Source organism: Pseudomonas sp. R76, assembly GCF_009834565.1.
In the GTDB taxonomy this organism is placed as follows: Bacteria; Pseudomonadota; Gammaproteobacteria; order Pseudomonadales; family Pseudomonadaceae; genus Aquipseudomonas.
This window is the reverse complement of sequence record NZ_CP019428.1, coordinates 3,582,874-3,601,269: the sequence shown is the minus strand read 5'-3', so window position 1 is coordinate 3,601,269 and position 18,396 is coordinate 3,582,874. Positions and strand designations below refer to the sequence as shown.

The 18,396-nt window shown below is 63.1% G+C and carries 17 protein-coding genes; 1 reads left to right on the top strand and 16 read right to left on the bottom strand.

What is annotated here, in order from left to right; translation table 11 throughout:
- Positions 1-14 precede the first annotated feature (14 nt).
- The 16 genes from mexE to PspR76_RS16090 all read right to left on the bottom strand — a co-directional run bounded on the left by mexE (position 15) and on the right by PspR76_RS16090 (position 17,129).
- On the bottom strand, positions 15-1,256 hold the full coding sequence (mexE, locus tag PspR76_RS16165) for a multidrug efflux RND transporter periplasmic adaptor subunit MexE (protein ID WP_159956774.1): 1,242 nt from the start codon (positions 1,254-1,256) through the stop codon (positions 15-17).
- Between the two features lie 208 nt (positions 1,257-1,464).
- Positions 1,465-2,808 (bottom strand): TolC family outer membrane protein, encoded by a 1,344-nt coding sequence (locus PspR76_RS16160; RefSeq protein ID WP_159956772.1) that lies wholly within the window; start codon positions 2,806-2,808, stop codon positions 1,465-1,467.
- Positions 2,809-2,829: 21 nt separating this feature from the next.
- Positions 2,830-4,347 (bottom strand): DHA2 family efflux MFS transporter permease subunit, encoded by a 1,518-nt coding sequence (locus PspR76_RS16155; protein WP_159956770.1) that lies wholly within the window; start codon positions 4,345-4,347, stop codon positions 2,830-2,832.
- Positions 4,344-5,411: an HlyD family secretion protein gene (locus PspR76_RS16150; protein ID WP_159956768.1), complete on the bottom strand. Its 1,068-nt coding sequence runs from the start codon at positions 5,409-5,411 to the stop codon at positions 4,344-4,346. Before PspR76_RS16150 ends, PspR76_RS16155 begins: the two co-directional genes overlap by 4 nt.
- A gap of 27 nt (positions 5,412-5,438) precedes the next feature.
- Positions 5,439-6,245: a DUF3050 domain-containing protein gene (locus PspR76_RS16145; RefSeq protein WP_159956766.1), complete on the bottom strand. Its 807-nt coding sequence runs from the start codon at positions 6,243-6,245 to the stop codon at positions 5,439-5,441.
- 61 nt (positions 6,246-6,306) lie between these two features.
- A complete protein-coding gene (locus PspR76_RS16140; protein ID WP_159956764.1) occupies positions 6,307-7,260 on the bottom strand; it encodes a fatty acid desaturase family protein in 954 nt (317 codons plus the stop codon).
- Positions 7,261-7,270: 10 nt separating this feature from the next.
- Positions 7,271-8,098 carry an SDR family NAD(P)-dependent oxidoreductase gene (locus PspR76_RS16135; RefSeq protein WP_159956762.1) on the bottom strand — a complete coding sequence of 276 codons (828 nt, stop codon included), beginning with the start codon at positions 8,096-8,098 and terminating at the stop codon, positions 7,271-7,273.
- Positions 8,095-9,237 carry an acyl-CoA dehydrogenase gene (locus PspR76_RS16130; RefSeq protein ID WP_159956760.1) on the bottom strand — a complete coding sequence of 381 codons (1,143 nt, stop codon included), beginning with the start codon at positions 9,235-9,237 and terminating at the stop codon, positions 8,095-8,097. Before PspR76_RS16130 ends, PspR76_RS16135 begins: the two co-directional genes overlap by 4 nt.
- Positions 9,234-9,683: a type II toxin-antitoxin system RatA family toxin gene (locus PspR76_RS16125; protein ID WP_159956758.1), complete on the bottom strand. Its 450-nt coding sequence runs from the start codon at positions 9,681-9,683 to the stop codon at positions 9,234-9,236. Before PspR76_RS16125 ends, PspR76_RS16130 begins: the two co-directional genes overlap by 4 nt.
- 16 nt (positions 9,684-9,699) lie before the next feature.
- Positions 9,700-10,959 carry an aspartate aminotransferase family protein gene (locus PspR76_RS16120; RefSeq protein ID WP_159956756.1) on the bottom strand — a complete coding sequence of 420 codons (1,260 nt, stop codon included), beginning with the start codon at positions 10,957-10,959 and terminating at the stop codon, positions 9,700-9,702.
- The gene (locus tag PspR76_RS16115; protein ID WP_159956754.1) at positions 10,956-12,020 is read right to left on the bottom strand and encodes an SDR family oxidoreductase; all 1,065 of its coding nucleotides are present in this window, start codon (positions 12,018-12,020) and stop codon (positions 10,956-10,958) included. Before PspR76_RS16115 ends, PspR76_RS16120 begins: the two co-directional genes overlap by 4 nt.
- Positions 12,021-12,200: 180 nt before the next feature.
- Positions 12,201-12,938, bottom strand: coding sequence for a helix-turn-helix domain-containing protein (locus PspR76_RS16110; protein WP_159956752.1), 738 nt, complete (start codon positions 12,936-12,938; stop codon positions 12,201-12,203).
- Positions 12,939-13,022: 84 nt separating this feature from the next.
- Complete coding sequence (locus tag PspR76_RS16105; protein WP_159956750.1) at positions 13,023-14,420, bottom strand: isochorismate synthase; 1,398 nt, start codon at positions 14,418-14,420, stop codon at positions 13,023-13,025.
- Positions 14,417-14,722 carry an isochorismate lyase gene (locus PspR76_RS16100; RefSeq protein ID WP_159956748.1) on the bottom strand — a complete coding sequence of 102 codons (306 nt, stop codon included), beginning with the start codon at positions 14,720-14,722 and terminating at the stop codon, positions 14,417-14,419. Before PspR76_RS16100 ends, PspR76_RS16105 begins: the two co-directional genes overlap by 4 nt.
- A complete protein-coding gene (locus PspR76_RS16095) occupies positions 14,722-15,477 on the bottom strand; it encodes a thioesterase II family protein (protein ID WP_269467602.1) in 756 nt (251 codons plus the stop codon). Before PspR76_RS16095 ends, PspR76_RS16100 begins: the two co-directional genes overlap by 1 nt.
- Positions 15,474-17,129, bottom strand: coding sequence for a (2,3-dihydroxybenzoyl)adenylate synthase (locus PspR76_RS16090; RefSeq protein WP_159956746.1), 1,656 nt, complete (start codon positions 17,127-17,129; stop codon positions 15,474-15,476). Before PspR76_RS16090 ends, PspR76_RS16095 begins: the two co-directional genes overlap by 4 nt.
- 223 nt (positions 17,130-17,352) lie before the next feature.
- On the opposite strand from PspR76_RS16090, the gene PspR76_RS16085 reads away from it, so the two are divergent.
- Positions 17,353-18,246 carry a helix-turn-helix transcriptional regulator gene (locus PspR76_RS16085; RefSeq protein ID WP_159956744.1) on the top strand — a complete coding sequence of 298 codons (894 nt, stop codon included), beginning with the start codon at positions 17,353-17,355 and terminating at the stop codon, positions 18,244-18,246.
- The last annotated feature ends 150 nt before the right edge of the window (positions 18,247-18,396 follow it).

Below are 18,396 nucleotides of genomic sequence, written 5' to 3'. Positions count from 1 at the left end.
TTGAGTTGTATCCATTAACCGCGTGGAGTCGCGACGCTGGCAACTTTGGGCGCGGCTTTATCCGGCGCCACTTGCTCCAGGTTGCTGGCTTCAAGCGCTTGTCGTTGTTGTGCCAAGGCGGCGAGGGTTTCCTTGCTGGCCATCGGGATGGTTTCCGGTGCAACCGGCGACCCCGGACGAATGCGCTGCAGGCCCTTCACGACGATGGTGTCGTCCTTGTTCAAACCGCTGCGCACAATGCGCAAGCCTTCGATCTTTGGCCCAAGCTCCACTGAGCGATACGCCGGCTTGTCGCCGTCCATCACCAGCACGAACTTCTTGCCCAGGTCAGTGCCGACGGCTTCGTCGTTGATCAGCACGGCGGAGTAGGTGCCGCTGCCGACCAGCTTCAAGCGCGCATACAGGCCAGGCGTGTATTCGCCCTTGCTGTTATCGAATACGGCGCGACCACGGATGGTGCCGGTGGCCGGGTTGACCTGGTTGTCGACAAAGTTCATCTGGCCCAGGTGCGGGTTGCCGGTTTCGTTGGACAGGCCCAGGTACACCGGGGTGGTTGCACCGCGACGGCCTTCGCGCGCCAGTTGGGTGTACTTGAGGTACACGCGCTCATCGGCGTCGAAGTAGGCGTAGACCTTGTCGGTGGAGACCACGCTGGTCAGCGCGGTGACGTCGGCGGTGACCAGGTTGCCGGCGGTGATTTCCGCACGGCTGACGCGGCCACTGATCGGCGAGGTCACGCGGGTAAAGCTCAGGTTCAACTTGGCCAGGTCCAGCTGCGCTTGAATGCCGGCGACAGCGGCGCGGGCTTCCTGGGCGGCGGTGGTGCGCGAGTCGGCCAGTTCGGCGGAGATCGCATTGCTCTGGCGCAGGCGGTCGCCACGTTGCGCTTCGTTATCGCTACGGGTGGCGGCGGCTTTGGTTTGGGCCAGCTGGGCTTCGAGGCGGCGCACTTCAGCCTGGAACGGGCGGGGGTCGATCTGGAACAGCACGTCGCCTTTCTTCACCAAGGCGCCTTCGGTGAAGGCCACCTGGTCGATCTGGCCGGACACGCGCGGACGAATCTGCACGGTTTCCGGGGCTTCCAGGCGGCCGGTGAATTCATCCCACTCGTTGACCGGTTGTTCAAGCACCTTGGCCACGCTGATTTTCGCAGGGGGCATGGCGGCCGCTTGTTCCGGGGTCTTGCCGCATGCGCTCATCACCACCACGGCCAAAATCGGCAAGGGGAAGCGCAAATGTTTGAGTGACTGTTCCATGAGGTGCATCCGCCAATGTATTTGAGATGGGCGGATCATGCGCGGCGAGGTGCTATGTCACGAATCGAATGAAACAAAGGTAACTATCATTCGGAATGATATAAGCGCGGGATTAGCCCTCTAGCATGCGGGTTTCGTTAGGAAGCTATCAATAGGAGTGATGACAAAAGACTGTTGCGCGGGCTGCAAGGAACGCCCGCGCGGTTTTTCAGTCCAGCAGGCGGCTGACCTCACGTAAGCGCACGTCATTCAAATTGCCGGTGGAGGCCAGCAGGTTAAGTTGCGCCATCAGGATCGCATAACGCTGCTGCGCCACACGCTGCTGAGTGTCGGTGACTTTCTGCTGGGCATCCAGCACATCATTATTAATCCGCGAGCCGGCTTCAAAGCCGTGCGTCACCGACGCCAGGTTGACCTGGCTGGATTTGAGCGCCTGCTTGAGCGCCTGGTACTGGCTCATGCCACTGGTGACTTGCAGGTACGCCTGGCGTGCCATCAGCCCGGCGTTGCGGCGTGCGTCTTCGACCTCATCCTGAGCCTTGCTCTGCAGCGCGTGGGCTTCACGCACGCGGCTGCTGGTGCGGCCACCGCCATACAGCGGCACGCTGAGTTTGACCCCGACCACCGTCTGGTTATAGCGGTTCTCCGGCAGCGTGACGTCGTACACATCGCCGCCCACCGAGGCGAAGCGGCCGTGGGCGGCGATCAAGTCGAGGGTCGGCAAGTGGCCGGCCTGTTCTTTGTCGATGTCCATTTCGGCCAGGCGCTGGGCGATCTGCGCGCGCTGCACGGCGAGGTTGCCTTGTTGCGCGGTATTGGCCCAATCGCCGATGGCGGCGGGCACCGGGGCGCTGAACTGCGGCTCCTTGCCCGACCACGGGCGCGCCTGGGCGGCGGTCAATTGGGTGAGGGCTTCGGTGGCGATATCCAGCGCGCCGCGTGCGGCAATCTGCTCGGCAAACGCCTGGTCGTACTTGGCCTGTACCTGTTCGAGCGCGTTGGCAGTGGTGGCGCCGTCGGCGAGCAAGCGCTGGCTGCGGTCCTGGCTTTCCCGCAGGGTTTGCAGTTGCTGGGTGCGGGTGTTCAACAGTTCCTGGTTGAGCAACACATCAAAGTAGGCACGGGCCACGCGCAGCATCAAGTCCTGGCGCGCTTGTTCGGTCTGCACCTCGCTGGCACTGATCAGCAGTTTGCTCTGGTCATGGGCGATCACGTTCTGCCAGCGCAACAGCGGCTGAGTGAGCACCACGGCGTAGGCGTTGGTGTTGTTGCGGTTGCGGTGGTAATCGTTGGAATCCTCGGCATCGACCCAGGCCGCGCCGCCGGTGACGGACAGGTCCGGCAACAGGTTGGCGCGGCTTTGCGGTTCTTTCTCCGCCGTGGCCAACTGCTGGGCCTGGGCGGCGGCGAACTTCATGTCATGGCTCAGCGCTTTCTGGTACAGCTGGTACAAGTCCTCTGCCGACGCGAGGGCCGGGCAGCAGGCGAGGGCGAGCCCACACAGTGAGGTGAGCAAGGGGGTGTGTGTCAGATGCAGCCCTGGAATACGCAAGGGTAGGTCTCCACAAAAAAATTATCGGCTGAGGGTGCTTCTGCGCATCATCAGCACCATGGGTATGCCGATGGCCATGACCGCGCCCAAGGTGCCGAACAGCATGCTGAAGGCGAGCATTTGCGCCTGTTCGCGCGCTTGCAGGTAAGGCATCAAGGCCAACGCTTGTTGATGGCTGGCCAGGCCCAGGGACAGGAACAGCGGGTTGGATTCCACGCCGCCCCAGCCATTGGCGATCAGGCTCGATTCGGTCACGTGCTCGGAGAGCAAGCGATAGCGTTCCCACGAGAACCGCGTGAGCAAGGTGGCAGCGATGGCGATGCCGACGCTGCCGCCCAGCTGGCGCATCAGGTTGAGCACGCCCGAGGCGCCGGAGATCAACGTCAGCGGCAGCCGACGCATGGCCAGGTTGGTCAGCGGCACGAAGATCATGCCCAGGCCCAGGCCGCGAATCACCAGCGGCCAGTACAGCGTGTCCGGGTTGCTGTCGAGGGTGAACTGGGTGTGCAGGAACATCGCGTAGCAGTACATGACGATGCCCAAGGTCACGAACACGCGCTCGTCGATCTTGTTTTCCTGGGACAGCTTGCCGATCACCAAGGTGCTGATGGCGCTGGCCACCGCGCCGGGGAAAATCACCAGCCCGCTCTGGTAGGCGCTTTGCGCCAACAACGTCTGCAAGAACAGCGGCACCATGAATAAGGTGCTGTACAGCCCGAAACCCACACAAAACGCGCAGATGCAGCCCATCAGGAACTCGCGGTTGTGAAACAGCGCAACGTTGACGATTGGGTTGGCGGCACGCCGTTCCCACCAGAAAAACCCCACCAGGCTGAAGCTGCTGAGCAACAGGCAGGCCACCGTCCAGTTGGATTCCATCCAGTCCCAGTGCTCGCCGCGCTCCAGCAGGATCTGCAGGCTGCCAACCCCCAGGGCCAACAGGCAGAAGCCGCTGTAGTCGACGCTGCTGGGTTTTTGCTCATTGACCGAATCGCCGATGCACAACCAGCACAGCAACAGCGCCACGGCACCGATGGGCACGTTGATCAAAAAGATCCAATGCCATGACAAGGTGTCGATCAGGTAGCCACCGACAGTCGGCCCCAAGGTCGGCCCCATCATCACGCCGACGCCGTACAGCGCCATGCCGCTGCTGACCTTTTCCTTGGGGAACACGTCGTAGATGATCGCCTGGGAGATCCCCAGCAACCCGCCGCCCGCCAGGCCTTGCAGCACGCGGAAGGCCACCAGTTGCCACAGCTCGGCGGAAAACGCGCAGCCCACCGACGCCAGCACAAACACGGCGGTGGAGACCAGGTAGTAGCGGCGCCGCCCAAACCAGGCAGACAACCAGCCGCTGACCGGCAGGATCACCACGTTGGCCACCACGTAACCGGTGGAGACCCACGAGATCTCATCCACCGACGCCCCATAGGTGCCCATCAGGCTGGGAATGGCGACGTTGACGATGGTCACGTCGAGCAACTCCATCATCGACACCAGCGTCACCGTGAACGCAATCAGGTACGGCGACCTCATAACGTCTGGCTGCCGTTGCGTGGCGTGGCGACTTCGACGAAGGCGCTCATGCCGGGGCTCAACAAGGGCTTGTAGTCAGCCGGCACGTCGGTGAGGGCGATCCGCACCTGGACGCGTTGCACCACCTTGGTGAAGTTGCCCGTGGCGTTTTCCTGCGGCAGCAACGAGAACTTCGCCCCGGTGGCCGGTGCCAGGCTTTCGACCACGCCGTCTAAGGCCTGGCCGGGGAACGCGTCCACGGTAACCTTGGCGTGCTGGCCGACGCGAACCCGGCCGACTTGGGTTTCCTTGAAGTTGGCGGTAATCCACAGCGGCTCGGTGGCGATCAGGCTCAAGAGCTTCTGGCCGGCGACCACGAACTGGCCGGGCTCCACCTCTTTTTTCGACACGATGCTGCGCACCGGCGCGGTCTGGCGGGCGTCGTGCAGCTTGATCCGAGCCTGCTCCAACTCGGCTTGCGCCGCCGCGATGCGGTAGTCCTGCACCTTGAGTTCGGCCTTGTTGGCCAAGGTGCTTTGCGCCGCCGCCTGGGCGTTACTGCGCGCGGCTTCCTGGGCATGGCTCAGCGCGTCGAAACGTGCCTTGGCCAGTTCCAGGTCCTGGGTGCTCAACACACCTTGGGCGCCGAGGCGACGGGCGCGTTGGTAGTCATTGCGCGCCTGCTCAAGGTTGGCGCTTGATTGTGCCAGGGCCGCCTGCGCGGCCTGGCGTATGGCGACCGCGCCGAGGATCTGGCTGTCCAGCGCCCCCGGGCTGCCGCTGCGCCCGGCGGCGGCGAGCAGGGCTTGCCATTGTGCTTCGCGCTGCTGCACCTGGTATTGGTATTCGCTGTCGCGTATCTGAAACAGCAAGTCGCCGCTTTCCACGGTGACGTTGTCCATCACCGGCACGCTCATCACCACGCCTGACAGCTTGGCCCGCACCGGAATAATCACCCCATCCAGCTCCGCGTTGTCGGTGCTGACGTACGCGCTGGAATACTGCCAGCGCTGCCAGCCGAGCAGCAGCAAACCCCCGACCACGACAGTGCACAGTGTGAGTTTGATTAGCTTGCCTTTGGTCATGTCTTGCTCCCTGTGTTCATGCGCGGCTCAGAAACTGTGTGCAACCCGGCGCACAGGGCGCTCCGTGGTGTGTTGGGCTTTCTCCTGGAGGAAATGGTGCACGCCGTCCCACAGGTCGATGCGGGAGTTGATCGCGGTCTTGGCGCTGTCGATCATGTGTTGGTGTTGCTCGGGCGTGGTGACGATTTCGCCGATGATGCGTTTGGCGGCCGGGCCATGCTCGTCGCCGTCCATTTCAATGTGGCGCTTGAGGTAATAGGTGAGCATCGGCACTTCGGTCTCACTCACCGACCACTGCGAGAGCAGGCGCCCGAACATGTCGGGAATGATGTCTTCGCGGCCAAAAAAGAAGTACGCCAGCACCGCTTCGGTAGAGCCGTGTTGGGCGACATCGAGGGTCTGGCACATGAACACTTTGGCCGCCAAAGGAATGTCGCGGTCGTTGAGCGCCTTGGCCAGCGGCACCTTGGCCTGGATCGCGGCGAGGAAGCGGCGGAATACCGAGCTGTCGGCGCCGATTTCATCCATGGCGGTGAGGTACAGGTCCAGGTGGCTGATAAACCCGCCGCCCGGGTGTTCGTCGGTTTCTTCACCCACCACGATTTCATTGATCAAGCGCGCAGCGGTGATGTGCACCGGCGGCACCCACGGCAGCTCGACGCAGGTGAGGTCGCGCTGGATGCGCTTGAGCAAGGTCATGAAATCCCACACGGCGAACACGTGGAATTCCATCAAGGTGCGCACGTCTTCAACAGTGCGGATGTTGGCAAACAGCGGGTGGCCGAATAACTGCGCGCGTTCGGCTTCAATGTGGCTATCAATTTCAAACGGCATACATGCTCCTGCAGCCTGAGGGTTCAGGCGGTCAATCCATTGGGAAATTTAGGGTGTGTGTTCAGTCGTTCACCGTGTCTCCACGGTAAGGGTGGCGGCGGGTGGCGTATTTGAAGGACGCAACGAAGTTTTTTTCCAGCAGGTGCTGCCGGTCGGCGTACCAGCCGGCGTCGAGCAGTTGCCGGTGCACCTTGGGCAGGCGCCAGCACGGCACGGCAGGGTAAAAGTGATGCTCCAGGTGAAAGTTAGCGCCGGCATGCATGAAGGTGCACAGGCGCGATGTGCGCGAACGCGCGGGCGGCTGTTCATCGTCTGCGCTGAAGGCATGTTCCTGGTAGGCATTAAAGGCCGACACCAGAAACGCCACCGTCAGGCTCAGGCCAAACCCCAGCAGCAACCCGTCGACCTGCCACAAGGCCAGCGCGTACACACCGAGCCAACCCAGCTGGCAGGCGATATTGCAGCGCGCCAAGTGTTGAACCTGCGCCGCGCTCAAGGGCAGCGGCGAGGGGCTGATCAGCGGGCCGAATGCCAGGCGCAAGGTGGCTTGCAGGTAGTTCGAGGTGGCGAGCAAACGTGACAGCGCGATGCGGCTCAGCAAGGTGCGATAGCGCGAGAAATGCCGGTAATCCGGGTCGTTTGCGCTGTTGCTGAAGCGGTGGTGCTGCCAGTGGTCGACGAAGTAACCGGTCACGCAGAACCCCGGCAGCATCGAACTGGTGAAGATGCCCAGGTAACAGCTGTGCATCGGGTTACGGCTCAGGTTGAAGTGAAAGCCTTCATGCCCAAGGATCGCTTGCAGAAACATTCCGTATCCGGCCATCACCCAGAGTGGCGCGCACAGCAGCACCACCCACAGGCTGGACGTCGTGTTCGCCACCCACACAAACAGCGCGAGTGGCAGCAGGTAGAGGCACAGGGCGTAACCGATGATCAACAAGGACTCGCCCGTGTGCGCTTTGAACAACGCGCGGTCGAGGCGAACCTGGGGCTTGGCGTGCAGTTGTCTGGCCATTGGTTGCGCGTTACTCGATCAGTTCAGGTTTGAGCGCCAGGTGCCCACCGCGTGTCAGCGTGCGCAGGCGCAAGGCGATAAAGGCGTCGACCACACTCGGCGCAATGCGCGCGGTGTACATGGCCAGGGTGCCCATGAACGTCAGGCCACGGTTGCGCAGGCCGTCTTTGCGGCAGGCGCGCACCAGGCCGTCGGCGGCGGCATCGAGCTTTTCTTCCAGGGACAGCAAGGTCTTGTCGCCCCACATGAAGGTCACCAGGCGCTTGACCGACAGGCCCACGCGCTGGGCGGGCAAATGGATCGCGGTGTCGATGAACCCCGGATACACCGTGACCACATCGAGCTGCCCGCGATACTGCATGCGCAGCACGTCGGAATACGCACTCAGCGCGCGTTTGCTGGCGGCATACGCGGCCACATACGGCGCATTGACCAGGGCGAACAGCGACGACACATTCACCACTTTGCCGCGTTTGCGCAGCAGCCCCGGCAAGAAGCCGGCGACCAGTTGCCACGGCGCGAACAGGTTTACGTCCACCGCGCGGGTGACTTCGTCCGTCACGCCGGTTTCGCCACGCTCCAGGGTCAGGGTGCCGGCGTTATTGACCAGAATGTCGATGTCACCGAAGTCAGTGCTGATGGCAGTGATCACCTGGGCCAACGCCCTGCGGTCACACAGGTCGACTTGATAAAACCCGTCGAGCAGCCCCAGTTCCTGCGGTTCCAGGATGTCCAGGCCGATCACCGTGGCGCCTTGCCCCTTGAGCTTGTGCGCGGCGGCATGGCCCAGGCCACGTGCACAGCCGCTGATGACAATGGTTTTTCCGAGCAGGTTCATGGTTTCACTCCGGCGATGCTGAAGGTGGATTGGGACAAGTAGCAGTCGAGGTTGGTCGCCATCGAGATCTTCGCCGGCGGGTGAAATTGCAGGCCACGGCAGGCCATCAACCAATTCGAACTCTGGTTGCTGGTAATAAACGCCATGCCCCCGAGCATCGCGTGGGCTTCGTCCGACAGCTGGTTGAGCAGTTGTTCGATGCCATAACGCACCAGCAACAGGCGGGCGAGCACGGTGTGCAGGTCGTGCGGGTTGCGTTCCACATCCAGCGCCGCGCCTTCCAGGGCGGTGATCGCCAATTGCAGGTGGGCGGCCAGGTCGACGCGGTGATGGGCAGTCCAGCGCGCGGCGTCGGTCACGGTTTCGATCAGACCGGCACAGGTACCCACGTAAGATGCGCAAATCAACAGCTCGAACCAGATGAAACCCACGGTTTGCACATCGCCCAGCAGGTGCTTGTAACCGGCGGAAAACACCATGCGCTCCGGCACGAACACTTCGTTGAGGCGCACTTCGATGCTTTCGGCGGCGGCCAGCGCGCTGTTTTGCCAGAACGGTGCCCGGCTGATGCCCGGCGCGTTCGCGGGAATCAGCGCCACCATCAACTCTTCGCCGTCCACGCCCTCGCGGGTGTAGCTGGCGGTGAGCAAGTCCATCGACTGGCCGAGGCAGCAAGGCTTTTTGCTGCCGCTGAGCAGCACGCCTTCCGGGGTCTGTACTGCCTGCATGTTCGAGTCGAGGATGCCGGCGCCCGTGTTGCCCTCGGCAAAGCCCGAGGACAGCAACAAGCGGTTCTGCGCCACGGCGGCCAGCAACAGGCCTTCGGCGCCGCCGCCGTTTTGGGTCAGCGCCAACAGGCTGGCGACGGAGAATTGGTGCATGGTGCTGGCCACGGCCAGCGACGGCGAGCGCGCGCCCAGGGCGATCTGCACATGCACCGCATCGAGGATGCCCGCGCCCAGGCCGCCGCCGGCGCGGTTGACCAACAGCCCGACCGGGCCGTGTTGCTTGAACAGGGCGACGACGTCGCTGTGCGATGCTTCACGTTCGGCAAAGGCAATGTCCGCCAGGCGCGCGTCAAAACCTGGGGCGTAGTTGTGCAGCACCGCGCGTGAGCGGTTCAACAGAGACAGGGTCATGGCTGGGGCCTCACATAGCTTGTGGGAAACAATCCGGTGATGATCGAGTTAATGTTGTCGCGAATGGCGGTCTTGGCCACGGGGTCGAGCATGTCGGCGAGCATCGGCAGGCCCAGGTCAAAGCGTGACTTGAAGGTGATGATCGCGTCCTTGCCGTCCGGCAGCACTTGCCAGGTGCCCGAGAAATGGTCGACATCGCCGGCCAGTTGTTCGAAGTGGATCTCTCGGGTCTCGGCGTTGAACGTATCGCGCTCTTGCCACTTGAGAATGCCGCTGTGGAAGTTGACTTCCCAGGAGGTGAACGACACCTGGTCGCTGACCTTATTGATGGTGATATTGCGCACCGACTCGCACAGCTCGACGTAGTGGCTGAAGTCGCTGATCACGGCAAAGACTTCATCAGCGCAGGCGTGTGGAATGTGCGCCTGGATATTGACTTCCTGCATGGGGTAACTCCAAAAATCAAAGGGTGGAAACTGAAGTGGTGAGCGCCTGGGCGAACCCCTCGATCAACCAGTTGCAGTCCTGGGCGTTCAGCAGCGGCGACGGCGTCAGCCGCACGACCCGGTGATCATTGAGCGAGTGGCAAACGATGATTTGCTGCTCGATCAGCGCCATGACCATGTTTGCGGCAATCGAGGCGTCGCTGAACTCGAAGCCCAGCAGCAAGCCCGCGCTGCGCAGCTTCACGCACTCGGCCAGGCCCATCTGTTGCAGCAACGCGCTGAAACGCGCATGCAGGTCCTGGCCCATCAGCCGGGCGCGCTGCACCAGGTCTTCCTGCACCATCACTTGCAACGTGGCCTGCACCGCCGCCATGGCCAGCGGGTTGGCGCCAAAGGTCGAGGTGTGCACCGTGGGGTTGCGGTTGAACGGCGCATAGACCGTGGCGCTGGCAACCATGGCACTCACCGGTACGCAGCCACCGGACAGGCTTTTGCCCACCAGCATGATGTCGGGCACCACCTGCTCTTGGTCGCAGGCCCACCAATGGCCGGTGCGGCCCAGGCCGGACTGAATTTCATCGATGATCAGCAGCGCGCCGTATTGGTCGCACAGCTCGCGGACACGCGTCAGATAACCGTGCGGTGGCAGGATCACGCCGGCTTCGGCCTGGATCGGCTCGAGAATCACGCAGGCTTTTTCCGGCGACGCCAGCAGTTGCTGTTCCAACGCATCACTGTCGCCGAAGGGCACGAACGCGCTTTCACTGAGCAGGCCACTGAACGGCTCGCGGTAGCTTTCGCGGCCGGTCACGGCCAAGGCGCCGAGGGTCTTGCCGTGGAAACCGCCAAGCGTCGACAGCGTGCGACGGCAGCCGTTAAGGCGCGCCAGTTTCAACCCGGCTTCAGTGGCTTCGGCGCCCGAGTTGCAAAAGAACACATAGTCCAGGTTGCCGGGGCAGCGGGCGGCCAGGGCCTGAGCGGCCAAGGCCTGTTGCGGGTTGAGCAACAATTTGCTGGCCAGTGCGTTCTGCTGCAGCTGCCGGGTCACGGCTTCCACCACGACCGGGTGGCCGTGGCCGAGGAAGAACACCCCATAGCCGCCGGCATCCAGGTACTGGCGCCCTCTGTTGTCATAGATGTAGACGCCCTGGCTGGACTGCTCGATGGGCAGGTTCATCAGCGAGGCCAGGCGGGCGTAGCCCGAATTCACATGCTGGCGGAAATACTGGTCAATCTGTTCGGCGTCGCTTGCGGGTTCGATAAGTAGCGGGTTCATGCCACGGAGGCCTCAGCGAAGGGCGGCGCCGGCTGTTTGAGCATCCGCGTCAGGGCCCCCAGCTTGGGCGCCAGGTGATTGAGTGACAGCAGCAATTCGCGGCTGACATCCCGTGCGTTGAACGCCGCTTCGCCGAGCAACTCGGGCAACGAGGTAGGCAGCGGTGTGCGTAGGCACGCATAGCGGCACAGTTGATTGGCGCGGCCCAGGGCGGCCTGGATATTGCCGGTCAGCGCCGGCAGAAACACCGGGCGGATCAGGCGTTCATAAATATCCGGCGCCATGCAGCGTGGCCGCGTGAACGCTTTGCCCTGGGCTTCCATGGAGTGGCACATCAGGTCCAGCAAGCCGGTCAGGTCCAGGGCCTGCGGGCCGCTGGTGAGGAAGTAGTCCTTGCCGATCAAACGCTGGCGCAAGGCATTGGCAATCGCCCGTGCGGCGACGTCGCGAGCGATCAGGTCGATATAGCCGGCAGGCGGGCAGGGCACGATCGGCAGCACGCCGGACATCATCAGGCCCATGGTCATGTGAAAACCCTGGAAGTTGGGCATATGCCCGCTGCCCGAATCGCCAATGATGATCGAGGGGCGAAAGATCGACACGTCGATCCCGGCCGAGCGCACCAGGGTTTCGGCCTGGCGCTTGGCCACTTCGTACGGGATTTGTGCCTGCACGCCTTCGTAGTAGTCGCAGGGGTGAGTGAAGGCGGTGCTGACGTGGTAAAGCGGCACTTTGGCCTGCTGGACAAAGCTCACGACGTTCTCGGTGCCGAGGTAATTCACCGAGAAAATCTGATCGACATCGCCATCCATACGGGTGACGGCCGCAGCGTGAATCACCCAGTCGACGCGCTTGAGCAGCGCTTCATAATCGGCGGCGTCCAAGCCTAGCCGAGGGCGGCAGATATCGCCTTTGAGGACTTCGACCTGCGGGTGGCGAATGCGACTTTTACGCGCCAGGCAGACCAGGTGAAAGTCCTGCGCCAGGCACTCGATCAGGGACTCACCGAGCACACCTGATCCTCCCGTGAGAAGGACGGTTAATTTTTGCGGTTCTGACATGTAGGACGCTTCCTGCGGACTCATCGAAAGAATTAACGTTGCGTTTCGCCAAATCCCAGGCACGGATGCCCCTGGCGAACACTCTGTATTCACGTGCGGTGGCGTTGAAGTGCTGTGGGGGAGGCAATCAGCGCTTAACGTTTCAGCGAATAAGATTCGATCGATATTGGCGTTTTGACATCACTGCGTCTTGAACGAAACGCTTGTCTTGCGCAAAACCTTGGCAGCGGTGCGGGGCGTCATGCCAAACATGCGGCGCATCATGCGCATCATGCGCGCCAGGTGGGCCTGGTCGGAGAAGCCGCCATCGGCAGCGGCGTCCGACAAGCTGGCGCCAGCCGCCAGGGACTTGGAGGCGCGCTCGAGTTTGTTCCAGATGATCCATTGCGACAGCGAAACGCCCATCTGGTGCGTGGCCACGCAGCGCAAGCGCGGGCTCGACAGGCCGACCGCGTTGGCGGCGCGGCTGACGGAACCAGGACCGTCGCGGTCCTGGCGCAGGAGGTTCAAGGCCTTGTACAGGCGCTGATCGATAGGCGGCGTAATTGCCAGCAACCGCGCGAGCGCCTCGACAAACTGCGCCAGGGAGGTGGTGCGGCGGAAACACTCAAGCATTTCCTCACTGGCCAGGGCGATGCCATTGTGATGAAGCAAGGCTTTGAGGTCGCGGCCCAGTGGCGTGTCGGGGTTGATGTAGACAAAGGCCACCGGGTGAATGTCGGCCACCGCGCGGTGCTCGACGTTGGGACCGATGATCACCCCGGCCGCGCGGATCAGCTGGCCGGGCAATTCCAGCTTCACGGGTTGGTGCACGCCGATGCACAGCTGAATGGCGACATGGGAGTGGGCAGTATTTTGATCCGCGCGGCCAATGTAGCCCGCCCATGAATCACCAAAGGTAACGCTGCCGTCCCACATGTAAGGTCTTCCTGACTCAGAGGGTGAGTGTTGCGTGTGCAGGGTAGGCCTGCACAGGTCTGGATTCAAGCACCGGGCGTGCCGTTACCGCTGTAGCGCCGCGCGCATCCCCGCCAGCTTGATGCAGGTTTCGTCGTATTCGCTGGCAGGGTCGGAGTGTTCGACGATGCCGCAGCCGGCGAACAGCCGGGCCTGGTTAGCGTTTAACAGCGCACTGCGCAGGCCGACGATAAATTCGCCATTGCCGTGGGCGTCCAGCCAACCCAGCGGCGCCGCGTACCAGCCACGATCAAAGCCTTCAAACTGGCGAATATGCGCCAACGCCTGCTGGCGTTCGTGGCCGCCCACGGCGGGCGTGGGGTGCAGAATCGAGACCATTTTGAGCAAACTGCAGCCTGGCTGCAGCGGGCCTTCGATCAGCGTCGCCAGGTGCTGCACGCGGCTCAGGCGCTTGATATGCGGCGTGGGCGGCATGTGCAACGCCTGCACCCAGGGCGCGAGGTCGCGTTGAATGATCTGCACCACCACCGCGTGTTCGTGCCGATTCTTTTCGCAGTCGAGCAGCGCCTGCGCCAGTTGCGCATCCTGTTCAGGGTTGGGGTCGCGACGCGCAGTGCCGGCCAGCGCCAGGGTTTGCAGGCGGCCGTTGTGCAGCTTGGCCAGGCGTTCCGGCGAGGCACCGATAAAGCACGCCTGATCACGCCGGAAAGCAAACAGGTAGGCGCTGGGGTCGTTGCTCGCCAGCGCGCTCAACGTGCGCCCGGCACTTACGGGCTGGGTGTATTCGCTGAGCACTTCGCGCGCCAGCACCACTTTTTTCAACGGGGTGTCGCGCAGCACGTCCAGGGCGTGGGCGATTTTGCTTTCCCAGCAGGCACGCGGCAGGCCTTGGTCACGGGTGTGTTGCAGCGCCACGCTCGGGCGCGGGCCGGACACGTAGCGGTCCATCAGCGCGTTCCATTGATTCAACACGTGCTCGCAGCATTGTTGCGCCTTATCGCCGGGCGCGATCCGTTGCTGGCACAGCAGCCAGCAACTCTCGGCATCGCGCACCAGCAGCAGCGTCATCAACAGCAGTGACGCATCGCCAAAACCTTGCCAGGCGCCGCTGGCCTTGACCTCAGGATCAAACCGGAAGCCGCCGCAGACCGTCGGCGCCAATGGGCCGTGGCTGACCGCGTGTTCCAGCCAACGCTGCCATTGCGCGTCCACCGCGGCAAAACGCTGCGCGCCAACGCCGCTGAGTTCGGCGGCCACGCCCCAGCCGAACAGGCTTTTGTGGTCTTCCGGCGCGCGCCAGAACAGGCACTCGGCGCCCGGTTGGTCGACGCTGCAAAACAGCTCCAGCAGGTCCAGCGGGGCGAGTTCGATCGAATAGCTGGCCAGCACCGCTTCGCCGTGTTCGACGGCCCGCTCGCGCGCTTGTTCAAACACCGCCGCCAGGCCTTGGGCATGGGCCTCCAACGAAGGAAAGGCCCTCATGCTGGCGTTCTCGTTGCGCGCCAATGCAGCACTTGCTGGCCGATGTACCAATGGATGATCTGGGCGAACAGGGTTTCCATAAAGTGCGGGTCCAGGCCGGCGTGTTCGGCCCATTCGCGGCGTTGCGGCAGCATCTGCGCCACGCGCTCGGGCGCGGCGATGCTGCTTTCGGTCGGTTTGAAGCGCGCAGCGGCTTTGACGTAAGCCATGCGTTGACGCATGAGTTCGATGATCTGGTGGTCCAGTGAATCGATGGCGTGACGGATGTCCGGCAGGCCATCACAGGCGTCGGGTGTTTTCATCAACAGGTTTCCTTGGGGGCAGGCGTAAGGGTCAGCAGCGTGGTGGCGATGGCGTCGAGCAGCGCCTGGCGCTGCTCGATCAGGTAAAAGTGTTCGCCGGGCCAGCGCTGCAGGTGCAGTGGCTGGTGGCTGGCGGCTTGCCAGGCCAGGGCTTCATCCAGTTCGATTTCCGGGTCGTGTTCGGGGTAGAACACCTCGATGCGGCTGTTCAGGGGCCGCGGTTGTGGGCAGGCGTAGGTTTCAACGATGCGGTAGTCATTGCGCAGGCCAGGCAGAAACAGTTCGCACAGCGCCGGGTCGTCCAGCAGCGGGTTGGGCCGGTCGGACAAGCGTCGCACGTCGTCGAGCAAGGCCGTGTCCGGCCCCAGATGCAACTGCCCGCCGCGCTGGCGATGCGGCGCCGGGTGGGCGGACACGAACAGATGGTCGACGGCGATTGCGCGCTGCTCCAGGCGCGCGGCCACTTCATAGGCCACCACCGCGCCGAGGCTATGGCCGAACAATGCCAGCGGCCGGTCGGCGTAATCCGCCAGCGCGTGGGCGGCGCCGTCGGCGAGGCGCTGCATGTCGGTCAGGCACGGCTCGCTGAAGCGGTCTTCGCGGCCCGGGTACTGGATGGCCAAAAGATCGATATCGGCGGGCAGGGCATTGACCCAGTCGCGAAAGAAACTCGCACTGCCGCCGGCATGCGCGAAACACACCAGGCGCCAGCGCGGCATGGGCGTCAGCCGGTAAGCGCGTACCCAACGGTTCACGAGGCGGCCCGCTGCAGCCAGGCCTGGCGCAAGCGTTCGCGCAAGTCCTTGCGGCTGACTTTGCCCACCCCGGTGTGCGGGAAGTGCGCAACAAACTCGATGCGGTCCGGCACCTTGAACGCCGCCAAACCCTGGCCGCGCAAATGCTGCTTGAGCGCAAACGCCGACGGCGCCGGGTCACGGGCGACGATAAACGCGCAGGTGGATTCGCCAAGCACCGCGTCCGGCATCGCCACCAGCGCCGCGTCGTGCACTTGGGGATGGCTGATCAGCAGATTTTCCACTTCTTCAGCGGCGACCTTTTCACCACCCCGGTTGATCTGGTCCTTGTCGCGGCCTTCAACCACCAGGTAACCGTCGCTGCTACGTCGCACCCGGTCACCGCTGCAATAAAAGCCGTCGGCAGTGAACGCCTTGGCATTGTGTTCGGGCAGGCGGTAGTAGCCGCGAATGGTGTACGGCCCACGCACTTGCAGCTCGCCGACTTCGCCGTCAGGCACCGGCTGGCCGTGTTCATCGACAATGCGAACCTCATCGTCGGCACTCAGCGGTCGGCCCTGGGTATGCAGCAGCACATCCGCGTGGTCATCCAGGCGGGTAAAACACAGCAAGCCCTCGGCCATGCCCAGCACTTGTTGCAAGGTGCAGCCCAGTGTCGGTGTGACACGCGCGGCTGCGGTGCTGAGCAGTTTTGCGCCGCCCACCTGCAGCAGGCGCAGGCTCGACAGGTCGGCCTGGCGCTGGGCCTGGGCGTCCAGCCACAGCATCGCCAGCGGCGGCACCAGCGCGGTAACGGTGACGCGTTGTTCGCTGATCAGTGCAAAGCAGGTTTCAGGGTCAGAGCGGCGCGTACACACCACGCGCCCACCGGCCAACAAGGTGCCGATAACACCTGGGCAGCACAGCGTGAAGTTATGCGCCATCGGCAGCGCGGTGAGGTACACCGTGTGTGCATCCAGGCCGCACACCGCGCTGCTGGCGCGCACGTTATAGAGGTATTCGGCATGGCGACGCGGGATCAGCTTGGGCGTGCCAGTGGTGCCGCCCGACAGTTGGAAACACGCCACTGCGTCAGCGTGACCGGCGTCCTGCTCCAATGGCTCACTGTTGTACAACGCCTTCAGCGCGGTGAATTCCTCGGCATCGCCGTCGATCACCACCTGGCGCAGGTGTGAATTGGCTTCGGCCAACTGGCGCGCCATCTGGCGGCAATCGAAACCGTCGAGCTGGTCGCAGCCGATGTAGGTCGAGGCCTGGGCAAAGCTGCAAAAGCCGCCGATCTCGTGTTGACGGTGAGCGGGCAGGGCGAGGATCGGCCGCGCACCGAGCCGGAACAACGCAAAGCACACTTCGATAAACGCGCTGCCGTTGGGCAAATGCACCACCACGTTATCGCCCGCCGCAACACCCAGGGCACGCAAGCCACCGGCGAGGCGCCGGCAACGCTGCACCAGGTTGCGGTAGTTGAGGTGCAACGGGCCGTCGGTGATGGCGATCGCCGATGGGCTGCGTGCGGCAACCGCATCCAGCGCCTGGGCGAACGTCTGGTCTTGCCAGTAACCGGCCTGGCGGTAGCGTTCGGCGAACGCGGCGGGCCAGTCGGGCTCGTCGCCACAGGTGTCTGAATCGCGTGCGCAGGTGTGCAATGACATGGAATCCCCTATTTGTAGAAATAATTGGCTACAAATGCCCAAATGAGATCTATTATCATTGTCCTTCGCCGAGCGCTTCTCAACGCCAAGGCTTTCGGACCTGTGACTTTTTCATTAGATGAAATACACAGCGGCTTTAAACAGGGAGGTTTACGGTTTAAAAGCCTCCTCCTCATTCAGGTCAGGCCCCGCGTAATGGCCTTAAGGATCAAGGGAAAACCCAATGACTATTACGATCATCGCCCCCAGCCACCAAGAGACGCAGGCCGAACCCAAGGGCAATCAACCCGGCACGGTTTACCTGGAACCGCACATGACGCTGGTCACCGGCACGCTGTGGTCAGAGAGTGAGAATTGGGTCGAAGACCCGCTGGAGCGCGGCCTCAAGCTGATCCTGGTGCAGAGTGGCGAGCTTTCGTGCCGCATCCCCGGGCACAGCGAGCAATCGATCAAGGGCCCCAGCCTGTGCACCATCGTCAATGACGGCGAGTTCACCTCGTCGCAGATCTACGGCACCTCCACGCCGCTGCGTTACACCATCGTGCAATTGGACCTCGAATCCCTCGACCGCCACCTGGGCATGGCCCCGCGCAAACTGTTGGCCAGCAGCGGCGGCGACCCGTACATGATGGTGCGCCCGGCGCCGCGCGCGATGCAGGCGCTGGCCACACAGATTGCGACCTGCCCGATGCAGGGCCCGAGCCGCTCGTTGTATTTGGGCGGCAAGGCGTTGGAATTGACCGCGTTGAGCGCGCAGTTCCTGCTCGGTGAGCGCGGGCAGCCGGAGCAGAAGCTGCGCATCACCTCTTCGGATGTGGAGCGTGTACACGCCGCGCGCGACCGCCTGGTGCGTTCGCTGCTGGAGCCGCCAAGCCTGAATGCGCTGGCCAGCCACGTCGGCATGAGCCCGCGCAAACTCACGGCGGGGTTTCGCAAGGTGTTCGGCACCAGCGTGTTCGGCTATTTGCACGAGCATCGCCTTAACGAAGCCCACCGCATGCTCAGCGACGAGGAAAGCAACGTCTCCACTGTCGCTTATGGCGTGGGCTTCAGCCCGGCGCATTTCTCCATCGCCTTCCGTAAACGCTACGGCGTATCGCCCAGCGAAATCCGCTGAGGGCAGGGGTGTGTCTCTGAATCGAATGAAAAGGCCCGTGCATCTAAAGCCCTGAGCGCTTTCTGAAAACCTGCTTGCGATAGAGTTCCAATTGAGAATGGCTTCCATCTTGGTGAGCCAGGGACTTTATCTAGACGGGTCACAGGAAGC